The sequence below is a fragment of the Neptuniibacter sp. SY11_33 genome (assembly GCF_047778025.1).
GTDB lineage: Bacteria > Pseudomonadota > Gammaproteobacteria > Pseudomonadales > Balneatricaceae > Neptuniibacter.
The window spans coordinates 391,579-404,559 of sequence record NZ_CP180543.1 but is presented as its reverse complement, the minus strand read 5'-3'; the positions used below and the strand labels follow the sequence as shown (position 1 = coordinate 404,559).

6 protein-coding genes, 2 tRNA genes and 3 rRNA genes are annotated in these 12,981 nt (G+C 45.4%); 1 reads left to right on the top strand and 10 read right to left on the bottom strand.

Annotated elements, in window-relative coordinates:
- Nucleotides 1-40: 40 nt before the first annotated feature.
- Nucleotides 41-1,174 carry a glutamine-hydrolyzing carbamoyl-phosphate synthase small subunit gene (gene carA / locus ACMXYV_RS01835; RefSeq protein WP_415890097.1) on the bottom strand — a complete coding sequence of 378 codons (1,134 nt, stop codon included), beginning with the start codon at nt 1,172-1,174 and terminating at the stop codon, nt 41-43.
- 288 nt (nt 1,175-1,462) lie between these two features.
- On the opposite strand from carA, the gene ACMXYV_RS01830 reads away from it, so the two are divergent.
- Nucleotides 1,463-3,433, top strand: a complete 1,971-nt coding sequence (locus ACMXYV_RS01830) for a methyl-accepting chemotaxis protein (RefSeq protein ID WP_415890096.1) — start codon at nt 1,463-1,465, stop codon at nt 3,431-3,433.
- Nucleotides 3,434-3,479: 46 nt separating this feature from the next.
- On the opposite strand, the gene ACMXYV_RS01825 is transcribed toward ACMXYV_RS01830, so the two are convergent.
- From ACMXYV_RS01825 to ACMXYV_RS01785, 9 genes are all read right to left on the bottom strand, one after another.
- On the bottom strand, nt 3,480-4,283 hold the full coding sequence (locus tag ACMXYV_RS01825) for a substrate-binding periplasmic protein (RefSeq protein ID WP_415890095.1): 804 nt from the start codon (nt 4,281-4,283) through the stop codon (nt 3,480-3,482).
- A gap of 288 nt (nt 4,284-4,571) precedes the next feature.
- Nucleotides 4,572-4,687, bottom strand: a 5S ribosomal RNA gene (rrf, locus tag ACMXYV_RS01820).
- A 142-nt stretch (nt 4,688-4,829) separates the two neighbouring features.
- Nucleotides 4,830-7,717 (bottom strand): 23S ribosomal RNA (locus tag ACMXYV_RS01815).
- Nucleotides 7,718-7,934: 217 nt separating this feature from the next.
- Nucleotides 7,935-8,010: transfer RNA gene (locus ACMXYV_RS01810), tRNA-Ala, on the bottom strand.
- 24 nt (nt 8,011-8,034) lie between these two features.
- Nucleotides 8,035-8,111: transfer RNA gene (locus ACMXYV_RS01805), tRNA-Ile, on the bottom strand.
- A gap of 68 nt (nt 8,112-8,179) precedes the next feature.
- A 16S ribosomal RNA gene (locus tag ACMXYV_RS01800) occupies nt 8,180-9,720 on the bottom strand.
- Together the 16S, 23S and 5S rRNA genes with 2 tRNA genes alongside form the textbook arrangement of a ribosomal RNA operon.
- 621 nt (nt 9,721-10,341) lie before the next feature.
- Nucleotides 10,342-10,947 (bottom strand): Yip1 family protein, encoded by a 606-nt coding sequence (locus ACMXYV_RS01795; protein ID WP_415890094.1) that lies wholly within the window; start codon nt 10,945-10,947, stop codon nt 10,342-10,344.
- A gap of 133 nt (nt 10,948-11,080) precedes the next feature.
- A complete protein-coding gene (gene cyoE, locus ACMXYV_RS01790) occupies nt 11,081-11,974 on the bottom strand; it encodes a heme o synthase (protein ID WP_415890093.1) in 894 nt (297 codons plus the stop codon).
- A complete protein-coding gene (locus tag ACMXYV_RS01785; protein WP_415890092.1) occupies nt 11,967-12,968 on the bottom strand; it encodes a COX15/CtaA family protein in 1,002 nt (333 codons plus the stop codon). Before ACMXYV_RS01785 ends, cyoE begins: the two co-directional genes overlap by 8 nt.
- Nucleotides 12,969-12,981 lie beyond the last annotated feature (13 nt).

Below are 12,981 nucleotides of genomic sequence, written 5' to 3'. Positions count from 1 at the left end.
CTTGTATCGTTTCAGAGCCTGCAAGCAGGCAGAGCAGCGATTAAGCTTTCGCAGCTTTCATATCTTCGATGAAGCGATCAAACAGAGGCGCTACATCGTGTGGGCCAGGGCTAGCTTCAGGGTGACCCTGGAAACTAAATGCCGCACGATCTGTTCTTTCAATACCCTGCAAAGAGCCATCGAATAGAGACTTATGTGTAGCACGAACATTTTCTGGCAAAGCATCTTCATCAACCGCAAAACCGTGGTTCTGTGAAGTAATCATTACCTGCTTACCTTCCAGATCTTGTACTGGATGGTTAGCACCGTGATGACCAAACTTCATCTTCACTGTCTTCGCACCAGAAGCCAACGCAAGTAGCTGATGGCCAAGGCAGATACCAAAGATAGGCAGATCTGTTTTGCAAATTTCTTCAATTGCAGCAATTGCGTAATCACAAGGTTCTGGATCTCCAGGACCATTCGATAGGAATACACCATCAGGATTCAACGCAAGTACATCTGATGCAGGAGTTTTCGCAGGTACAACCGTTAGGCGACAACCACGTTCAACCAACATGCGTAAGATATTGCGTTTCACACCGTAGTCATATGCAACAACATGGAACTCTTGTTCTGCTGCAGTTTTCTCTTCATGACCTTGGCCTAGTTTCCAAGTAGAAGAAGTCCACTCGTATTTCTCTTCAGTTGTAACAACTTGAGCTAGATCCATACCTTTTAGACCTGGGAATGATTTAGCTTCTGCTAACGCTTTAGCCTCATCAATATCACCGGCCATGATGCAACCGTTAAGAGAACCCTTTTCACGCAAAATACGTGTTAAACGTCGAGTATCAATATCAGCGATACCAACGATATTGTTATCCTTAAGATAATCATCAAGGTTCTTTTCATTCCGGAAGTTACTCGCAACCAATGGAAGATCACGAATGACTAAACCAGCAGCCCACGTGCGAGAAGATTCTTCATCTTCTGTATTGGTGCCAGTATTACCAATATGTGGATATGTCAGGGTAACAATCTGACTGCAATATGATGGATCCGTTAGGATCTCCTGGTAACCCGTCATAGAGGTATTAAATACAACCTCGCCGCTAGACAGACCGTCTGCGCCAATGGCTACGCCCTTGAAAATGCTTCCGTCTTCAAGAGCAAGAATGGCTGGTCTCGCCAATTGAACCTCCCCGCGTAAATGCGCAACAACAAAAATCAGAAACGATACGTGCAAAAAAGCGAGGTAAAACCTGAAGTTAACCTCGCTTTTTTGTTTTAGAAACCTGTGTGTAAATTTTGCCTTAGGCAAAACGACTGCATTCTATGCCAAATTCGCCAATCTGTCCATCGCACTCGATGAAAAGAGTTATGTAACAAACGGTCAATTAACACATCTGTCACATTCTTGAAGTAAAAAGCACTGCAAGAAACAGTATCAAACACCGCTCTCATAAACATAAGGCCCCTTATGAAGATTTCAACTATTACACGCATTGCGAGCATAACTTTAGCCCTAATCGTAATTTTACTGGCTGCCGCAATTTTTTGGTCTTTAGAACGGCTAGATTCTGCTTTCAAGATGAAAGACAACTATCATGGCTACATCAATGAAATCTACATAAAACTTGAACAGCCAGTATCAAAGTATTTAATGACAGGGGATGCAACTTTACTGACGACAATAGAACAGAATCTTGAAGAGCTTTCAGAAAGCACGCAAAGAAACTTACCAGAAGAGATACGAGCTGGCGTTCTAGATAAATTAAAGAACATAAAGAGCAAAACCCTTACAGAAATGCGCGCTGCAGGAAAACTTGCGCAACCAGAAGTATTACTCATACATAATGAAAGAGAATTAAACGACGCTATACAATCCGTCAAAGAATATGCAGATAAAGCTAGTTACGATCAAAACCACATCAAGAATAGCTATGTAGATCTACTATTAAGCCTGCAAAAAAACACTGTTTTACTCAGTCATAGCCGCCAAAGCTTCTTTGAAAACGGCAAAAAGGAGAGCCTGCAACAGATTGAGTTCCTCCTATCTGAGCTTAAAACGGACGCAGAAACAATCAACAAACTTGATCGACTCGGCATATTCAAAGACACAGATGATCAAGACGATCTCTCTTCTTTACTAGGCCTTGCAACCGAGGAGGTAAGCGATAGCAAGAAAGAAGAGGTTGGTGATGAACCCTTAGCAAACATTAAAGATCTTGTTAATCGGTATCCAAAAGAACTTAAAAATGCGAAAAAGTTTAGTCAACAAAAAAACGAATCTAGCTCTGCCGCTCAGAAAAATGTGGCTGATCTAGAGCAATCAGTGGCAAATATCGCCAGCACTATCGCAGATAAATATGAAAACATTCGCTTCTCGGTATACCTAATCATGGCCATATGCACCATTCTGATTATTGCAACAGGCATATCCATGAACATATTACTGCGTAAATTAGGCAGCATCCTGATTGTAACAACGGAATATATAGATCAACTGTCACATGGAAAATTTAGCAGCAATATCCAAATAGACTCAAGATTAACCGAAGCCGAAACACTTAATAGCGCCATAGACAGACTACAATGCTTCTTCAAAAAATTCCTTATGGATATCGAGCAGGAAACTAACAATTTAAAGCAACTCCAAAACAGCGCTATTACAGAAGCAACTCAACTAGAAAACACAGTTCTACAGCAACAAGCAGCCACCGAAAATGCTGTAGTACAAATAACGCAGCTAAACAGCTCATTTACTGAAGTAGCAACAAGAGCAACACAGAGCAGCTCAGCTACACTAGAAGCCTCACAACTGGCAAATAAAGGCTATGAGCAAATTAAAGCTACGGGCGATCATATTGATAAACTAAACAATGAAATTGCAGCAACATCAGAATCATTGAACGCCCTACAAGAAGATTCTATTGCTATACAAAATGTACTCGGTGTAATACAAGGCTTTGCAGAGCAAACCAACTTATTGGCCCTAAACGCAGCAATTGAAGCAGCTCGAGCAGGTGAAACAGGTCGCGGATTTGCTGTAGTTGCAGATGAAGTTAGAAACCTTGCCGCAAACACCGCAAAATCAGCAGACGAAATCCAAACAATCACAACCCGCCTAAATCAAACGACCGAGCAAACTGTTGAGAAAATGGGCATCCAACAAAGAGCTGCAACCGACACTGTCAATCTTGCAAAAGATGCCCAAGCAGCAATTAAAATCATAAGAAATTCAATCAGTGAAATTAACGACATGAGTGTTTTGATTGCGTCATCCACTGAAGAGCAGACCTCCGTGACCTCAGAGATAGCAGATACAATCGAGACAACAAATACATTAAGCCAATATACAAAATCTGCAGCTGAAACAAACAAAAAACAAGCAGAGAAACTATCATTCGCAAGCAAACAATTAACCACAGTAATTTCAAAACTACATTAACAAATAAAAAGCCCGGCTTATGCCGGGCTTTTTATAATTAAACAATCTACTTTGCAGAAAACTCATTCCAATTTTTGAGACTTACTTTTAAAGCATTGGCCATAAAACCATCTGCCTTCATATCCCTTATTGCTTTAGCCAACATCCCTCTTAAAGCACCTGTGTTACATTTGGATTTATGTGAAATAGTAAGATATAAACCTTCACTACTAATAGACGGATCAAGCACCTCAAGATCTGACTTATAGCCAAGCAAATCGGCATATGCCAATCCAGGGTTCTGCTCATATAACGCATAGTCAGCCCTAGACCGTTTAATCATGAGAAACGCCTGTTTCAGAGACGCAACATACTGCAAATTCAAGTTGGCCTTTGCGTACTCATCAAACTCTTGACCAAAACTATTATTTATTACTGTCACACCCGACCTTCCAATAAGATCTTCTCGTTTATCGTACACAAGGCCGGACCCCTTGCGCCGCCAAACAACACTCTTTGTATTAAGAAAAGCAGGATAAACGTAATCCATGTACTGGTTTCGCGGGATCGTATAAAAAGCCCCAGCCATCAAATCAATCCTACCGGACCGAAGCATATCTTGAGCCCTGGCCCATGAACCAACATCCTGAAGCTGAATTTCAACACCTAAGCGCTTGCTCAGCTCATCCATAATCAAACGGTTAGCCCCTAATAGAGACTTACTTCCGTCATCAGCACGCCAAAGATAAGGTGGGTATTCAGAATTACCTGTAGCAGTTAAAACTTTACACTCTTCGGCGTACGACGAAGCAGAAAAAACCGCCATTAAAGATAAAAAACAAAACTGCAAATATAACTTAACGCTATTCATCACCCACACCTTTCGCGTTTGGTAAGACAGGATCCTCTGAAGCAGTATAGATAGAAGGATGAATATGCGGCAAGTTTATTCAGTTGCTAGTTGCTAGTTGCTAGTTGCTAGTTGCTAGTTGCTAGTTGCTAGTTGCTAGTTGCTAGTTGCTAGTTGCTAGTTGCTAGTTGCTAGTTGCTAGAGAGGGTATGCGGATTAAGCCTAGCGTAAATACTTCGTTCAGTATTGTTTATTCCAAAACGAAAAAACCCCGATCACAGCGTGACCGGGGTTTTCTCTTAATTAAATGCTTGGCGATGACCTACTCTCACATGGGGAAGCCCCACACTACCATCGGCGATGTTGCGTTTCACGTCTGAGTTCGGGATGGATTCAGGTGGTTCCACAACTCTATGGTCGCCAAGCAAAACTGTTACAACTTAGATCTGATTCTTCTTTTATTTGATCTAGATAAGCTTTCGACTGTAGCTCTACTACGCGCTAATTCGTTACTCTCTATCGTCTTACATATCTTACAAGTCACTTGCCAAACGCCTTGGGCGTTATATGGTCAAGCCTCACGGGCAATTAGTATTGGTTAGCTCAACGCCTCACAGCGCTTCCACACCCAACCTATCAACGTCGTAGTCTTCAACGGCCCTTTAGGGGAATCAAGTTCCCAGTGAGATCTCATCTTGAAGGAGGCTTCCCGCTTAGATGCTTTCAGCGGTTATCCCGTCCGAACGTAGCTACCCGGCAATGCAATTGGCATCACAACCGGTACACCAGAGGTTCGTTCACTCCGGTCCTCTCGTACTAGGAGCAACTCTTCTCAAATCTCAAACGCCCACGGCAGATAGGGACCGAACTGTCTCACGACGTTCTAAACCCAGCTCGCGTACCACTTTAAATGGCGAACAGCCATACCCTTGGGACCGGCTTCAGCCCCAGGATGTGATGAGCCGACATCGAGGTGCCAAACACCGCCGTCGATGTGAACTCTTGGGCGGTATCAGCCTGTTATCCCCGGAGTACCTTTTATCCGTTGAGCGATGGCCCTTCCATACAGAACCACCGGATCACTAGAACCTACTTTCGTACCTGCTCGACGTGTCTGTCTCGCAGTCAAGCACCCTTCTACTCTTGCGCTCATTGCATGATTTCCGACCATGCTGAGGGTACCTTCGTGCTCCTCCGTTACTCTTTGGGAGGAGACCGCCCCAGTCAAACTACCCACCACACAATGTCCCCGATCCCGCTTAGGGAACTGGGTTAGAACCTCAACATTACCAGGCTGGTATTTCAAAGGTGGCTCCACTCTATCTGGCGACAGAGTTTCAAAGCCTCCCAGCTATTCTACACAAGTAATGTCAAAGTCCACTGTGAAGCTGTAGTAAAGGTTCACGGGGTCTTTCCGTCTAGCCGCGGGTAAACTGCATCTTAACAGCTATTTCAATTTCACTGAGTCTCGGGTGGAGACAGTGTGGCCATCGTTACGCCATTCGTGCAGGTCGGAACTTACCCGACAAGGAATTTCGCTACCTTAGGACCGTTATAGTTACGGCCGCCGTTTACCGGGGCTTCGATCAAGAGCTTCGCGCAAGCGCTAACCCCATCAATTAACCTTCCGGCACCGGGCAGGCGTCACACCCTATACGTCCTCTTTCGAGTTTGCAGAGTGCTATGTTTTTAATAAACAGTCGCAGCCACCTGGTATCTTCGACCGGCCTCAGCTTAGGGAGTAAATCCCATCACCAAAACCGGCGCACCTTCTCCCGAAGTTACGGTGCCATTTTGCCTAGTTCCTTCACCCGAGTTTTCTCATACGCCTTAGTATTCTCTACCTGACCACCTGTGTCGGTTTAGGGTACGGTTAGTCATAACCTGAAGCTTAGAGGATTTTCCTGGAAGCATGGCATCAACTACTTCAGTCCATAAAGGACCTCGTCATCGGTTCTCGGTCTTAGAAGAGTCCGGATTTACCTAAACTCTAAACCTACAACCTTAAACGCGGACAACCAACGCCGCGCTAGCCTAGCCTTCTCCGTCCCCCCATCGCAGTTATGAGCAGTACAGGAATATTAACCTGTTTCCCATCGGATACGCTCTTCAGCCTCTCCTTAGGGGCCGACTCACCCTACCTCGAATAGCGTTGGATAGGAACCCTTGGTCTTCCGGCGGGGAGGGTTTTCACCTCCCTTATCGTTACTCATGTCAGCATTCGCACTTCTGATACCTCCACGGTGCCTTACAGCTTCCGCTTCAACAGCTTACAGAACGCTCCTCTACCATGCACAAAGTGCATCCGTAGCTTCGGTGTTATGCTTAGCCCCGTTATATCTTCCGCGCGGGCCGACTCGACTAGTGAGCTATTACGCTTTCTTTAAAGGGTGGCTGCTTCTAAGCCAACCTCCTAGCTGTCTAAGCCTTCCCACATCGTTTCCCACTTAGCATAAACTTTGGGACCTTAGCTGACGGTCTGGGTTGTTTCCCTTTCCACGACGGACGTTAGCACCCGCCGTGTGTCTCCCGTGATTGAACTCATGGGTATTCGGAGTTTGCATCGGGTTGGTAAGTCGGGATGACCCCCTAGCCGAAACAGTGCTCTACCCCCCATGGTTAGACACGAGGCACTACCTAAATAGTTTTCGAGGAGAACCAGCTATCTCCGAGTTTGATTAGCCTTTCACTCCTATCCACAAGTCATCCGCTGGCTTTTCAACGACAGTCGGTTCGGTCCTCCAATGCATGTTACTGCATCTTCAACCTGCCCATGGATAGATCACTCGGTTTCGGGTCTACTCCTAGCGACTGGACGCCCTATTAAGACTCGGTTTCCCTACGGCTCCGCAAATGCTTAACCTTGCCACTAAAAGTAAGTCGCTGACCCATTATACAAAAGGTACGCAGTCACCGTCCTAAAACGGCTCCCACTGCTTGTACGTACACGGTTTCAGGGTCTATTTCACTCCCCTCACAGGGGTTCTTTTCGCCTTTCCCTCACGGTACTGGTTCACTATCGGTCAGTCAGGAGTATTTAGCCTTGGAGGATGGTCCCCCCATATTCAGACAGCGTTTCACGTGTGCCGTCCTACTCGATTTCACTTTAAAAGGTTTTTCACATACGGGGCTATCACCCACTATGGCCACACTTTCCAGAGTGTTCTGTTAAACCTAATAAAGCTTAAGGGCTAATCCCCGTTCGCTCGCCGCTACTTAGGGAATCTCGGTTGATTTCTTTTCCTCTGGGTACTTAGATGTTTCAGTTCCCCAGGTTCGCCTCTAATAACCTATGTATTCAGTTAAAAGATACCTATAAATAGGTGGGTTTCCCCATTCGGAAATGTCCGGATCAAAGCTTGTTTACCAGCTCCCCGAACCTTATCGCAGGTTACAACGTCCTTCATCGCCTCTGACTGCCAAGGCATCCACCGTGCACGCTTAGTCACTTGACCATATAACCCGAAGGCGTCTGGAATCACAGTAACTTGTATTGCTAGTAACGATAGATTTCGCCGAATTGGCGCATGCAGTAAAACTACATGTCTTAAATCTAAATCAAATGAATCAAATCCAAATTGTTAAAGAGCGTTTAAAGCAAAAAAGCTTTAAAAGATAATGTCTTACATGACAATATGTTTTAAAACTCTTCCTTTCTCATCCCAAGGATGATGGTGGAGCTATGCGGGATCGAACCGCAGACCTCCTGCGTGCAAAGCAGGCGCTCTCCCAGCTGAGCTATAGCCCCAAGAAAAACAGTAAGGCTATTGATTGGTAGGCCTGAGTGGACTTGAACCACCGACCTCACCCTTATCAGGGGTGCGCTCTAACCAGCTGAGCTACAAGCCTACACCGTTGCTCTTAACTTCTCTGATCAGATAATTCGTGTGAACGCTTGCCGAGAATCGGCTTTCGTTTAAGGAGGTGATCCAGCCCCAGGTTCCCCTAGGGCTACCTTGTTACGACTTCACCCCAGTCATGAACCACACCGTGGTAACCGCCCTCCCGAAGGTTAAGCTAGCTACTTCTGGTGCAATCCACTCCCATGGTGTGACGGGCGGTGTGTACAAGGCCCGGGAACGTATTCACCGTGGCATTCTGATCCACGATTACTAGCGATTCCGACTTCATGGAGTCGAGTTGCAGACTCCAATCCGGACTACGACCGGTTTTGTGAGATTAGCTTACCTTCGCAGGTTTGCAGCCCTCTGTACCGACCATTGTAGCACGTGTGTAGCCCAACTCGTAAGGGCCATGATGACTTGACGTCGTCCCCACCTTCCTCCGGTTTGTCACCGGCAGTCTCCTTAGAGTTCCCACCATTACGTGCTGGCAAATAAGGACAAGGGTTGCGCTCGTTACGGGACTTAACCCAACATTTCACAACACGAGCTGACGACAGCCATGCAGCACCTGTCTCTGCGTTCCCGAAGGCACCAAGCTATCTCTAGCAAGTTCGCAGGATGTCAAGAGTTGGTAAGGTTCTTCGCGTTGCGTCGAATTAAACCACATGCTCCACCGCTTGTGCGGGCCCCCGTCAATTCATTTGAGTTTTAACCTTGCGGCCGTACTCCCCAGGCGGTCTACTTATCGCGTTAGCTGCGCCACTAAAAGATCAAGTCTCCCAACGGCTAGTAGACATCGTTTACGGCGTGGACTACCAGGGTATCTAATCCTGTTTGCTCCCCACGCTTTCGCACCTCAGTGTCAATATCGGTCCAGGTAGTCGCCTTCGCCACTGGTGTTCCTTCCTATATCTACGCATTTCACCGCTACACAGGAAATTCCACTACCCTCTACCGTATTCTAGATTGGCAGTATCAGGTGCAGTTCCAAGGTTGAGCCCTGGGCTTTCACATCTGACTGACCAATCCACCTACGCGCGCTTTACGCCCAGTAATTCCGATTAACGCTCGCACCCTCCGTATTACCGCGGCTGCTGGCACGGAGTTAGCCGGTGCTTCTTCTGCAGTTAACGTCACAGCTGCACGGTATTAACGTACAACCTTTCCTCACTGCTGAAAGTGCTTTACAACCCTAGGGCCTTCTTCACACACGCGGCATGGCTGCATCAGGCTTGCGCCCATTGTGCAATATTCCCCACTGCTGCCTCCCGTAGGAGTCTGGACCGTGTCTCAGTTCCAGTGTGGCTGATCATCCTCTCAGACCAGCTAGAGATCGTTGCCTTGGTGAGCCATTACCTCACCAACAAGCTAATCTCACGCAGGCTCATCCAATAGTGCAAGGTCCGAAGATCCCCTGCTTTCCCCCTTAGGGCGTATGCGGTATTAGACCAAATTTCTCTGGCTTATCCCCCGCTACTGGGTAGATTCCTACGCGTTACTCACCCGTCCGCCACTCGTCATCAACTAGCAAGCTAGTCATGTTACCGTTCGACTTGCATGTGTTAGGCCTGCCGCCAGCGTTCAATCTGAGCCATGATCAAACTCTTCAGTTTAAATCATTGTTGTTACCAGGAATGTGGTAACGGGCTCTAGTACTAAACAACCGGATAACATTCTTAAGAACGTTAAACCTTTGTAAATCGCTTTAAATGAATTCACTTGGTTGCTTGTCTAGAAAAAGTTTGCTTCTTCTCAACAAGCGCCCACACGAATTATCTGATCAAATTGTTAAAGAGCGTTGCTTTTTGACTCTCCGCTGACTCAGCGTTTCGTCTCAAGCGAGGCGCATATTCTACTGTGCGCTCATTCAAAGTCAACCGTTTATTTTGCAATTTTGTAAAAACTATTTACTCAGCAAACGAACTTTGAACACTGATCCGCAAGCAACCTAAAAAACAAATGTTTTCAATCACTTACTGAACACCTTGTTTGGCTCTACAACCCCTTAAAAAGTGGCCTCCCCAAGCAAGGACGGCGAATTATAGAGACTTCCCGAACAACGTCAACAGCGCATGGTAAAAAAAGTGAAAAAAGTTGTAAAAAACTTACAAAACACCGCGAATCGATCAAGGACTGATCAGGAATGGTTATAGCGTATACAATAAACAAGAAAGGCGCTTACAAAATTGCTCAAGCGCCTTTCATTTCGGAGTAACTTCTAAGTTATTTAGCCATTACACCGGTATATAGTTTAGTGGAATCACTGTACCCCATAAAATTACAGAGGCAACGATAATACCCACTAAGGTGCAGAGACCGACTGTTAGAATAGATGTTGAAAACAGAAAGGCTCTCTCTTCAGGTATTTTCATTATTACTGGTACACCTATGTAGAGCAGGTAGACCGTGTAACATACCGCGAATAATCCAACGGTGACATTGAACCACAGTAATGGATACAGCGCAGACAATCCTGCTAAGAACATTGGAGTCGCTGTGTAAGTCGCTAGCGACAGGCAATCGTCAAATGATACGTTGCCACCATAGTTCTTCTCCATCCAGTGAATAGCCCAAGTTATAAACCCAACTCCAACCCACATTGCAAAATAAAATGCGATTGCAGCAGGCAAGGCGCTCATAGCATCCAGTTTTACATACTCAGAACCTGCAATGCTCCAACCTATCTGGGTTGTCCCGATGAACATTGAGATTGCTGGTATCGCAGCCAGAATACTAATTTGTTGCATATAAATATGCGACGCGCTGTAGTGCTCTTTTCTTATTTGCCCCCATTCTTCTTTTGGGTGGTACATTATTCCCATCATATGTTGAATAAACATGATGCATCCCCTCGTTTAATTTAGGTGCAGCACCAATCCATTAGCGCTACATCAATTAACTTCTTGCTTCATTACTGAGTTTCTCTCCATTTCCACAGGTTTCAGGAACTTTAAGTCTTATCCATTGCTGTTTTCATATCATGTAGTGATCTACAAGTAATGCGACAAACAACAACATGATGTAATTGATACTGTATTTAAAAAGCAACATGGGTGACAGACTTGGCTCTGTCCACAAACAAGCAACCCTATATAGAAATTTAGCATTTAGTGTTAATACCAAAACCAGATAGATCGCACCACTCATTCCCGTCATCACTGGAAATAACGTTGTTGCTACCATCAACAAGCTATATAGCATGATCTGCAAACGTGTATATGCAACACCGTGTGTAACTGGCAGCATCGGGATACCTGCTTTTGCATATTCCTCTTTACGGGCAATACATAGCGCCCAAAAGTGGGGAGGAGTCCAAGCAAATATAATAAGTACGAGTAGCAACGCGTTAGGTTCTATCGAGCCTGTTATAGCGGTCCAGCCTAATAGTGGTGGTGCCGCCCCCGCTATACCCCCTATTACAATATTCTGGGGTGTCGCTCTTTTCAGCCATACAGTATAGACCACGGCATAACCCATTAACGCAGCCACTGTTAGCCATGCCGTCAGCGCATTAACACAAAAGACCAAGATAGCTATTCCTGAAACCCCAAGAACAGCGGCGAATAATAGTGCTTGTATCGGACTTAACTTGCCTTGGGGTAAAGGCCTCCTTTTGGTCCGAGCCATTTTTTCATCAATCTTACGATCCATGATGTGATTGACTGCAGCAGCTGAACCTGCAGCCATACCAATACCAACGAGGCCTAAAATGACATTACTGATCGGCGGAATTTCTTGCACTGCCAGAAACATCCCTACAGCAGCAGTTACTAGCATAACGACAACAACCTTGGGCTTACATAAAACTAGATAATCTCGCCAAGAAACCTCTTCTGTACTAATACTTACTAATTCTTGGTTATCCATGATTCACCTCTACAGTCCGTAGCCGCAGCTCATAAATTTTTAACAGAACTAACAACAATCCAACCGCCACTGCATGATGTCCAATCGCTAACAGATTAGGCACCGCATAAAAAGCGTTTAATCCACCCAGTAATATCTGGATCGATAACAAAGCTAACAACCCATATAGCCAACTTCGCATATATATCTGTCTATGCAATTTAACCACCAGCCAAGCACACACAATCAAAACCACCAGCGCACCAATTCTATGAGCCTGCTGAATTGCGATACGTGCATCTAAGGGCAGCAAACCACCTTGGTAATTTGGTCCAATGGTTTCCATAAGATTAAAACCTCTCGCAAAATCACTGCTGGCATACTCGCCCATGCTACAACTCAGCCAATGACCACAAGCGGGTCCTGCATAGTTTGAGCTAGTCCAACCACCCAACACTATTTGCAGCAACAAAACAGCCAATGCATACTTGATCCACTTACTGCATTTAGTTTTTTGTTTTTTCACTCCAGCCATCAATGTTTTCACTTTGCTTCTGAGCACATAGACACCTGTTAATGTCAGCACTCCCCCTAACAGATGCAAAGTCACTACTGGCGGATAAAGCTTTAATGTGACCGTCCACATTCCAAATACAGCCTGTACAGTGACCAACAAGAGCAAGCCATAACTTAGATAGACCGGATATGTTTGCACTCGCCTCAATCTATAGGCGCAAAAAGTCAAAGCAGCTATTACCAAGCCTAAAGATCCCGCTAAATAACGATGGCCCATTTCTAATGCTGTTTTACCAAGCTCTATAGGTATATCAGGGTAAATACCCTGTGCTTCAGTCAAAGCAGTTTGATCAGTAGGCATCACCATATAGCCATAACAACCCGGCCAGTCAGGACAGCTTAGTCCCGCATGGTTAATGCGAGTCCACGCCCCTAGCAATACAACGCAGAGCGCAAGCACTATTGCCACATTACTCAATCGCCATATTAGCTTTAACATTGATTCCCCTTTG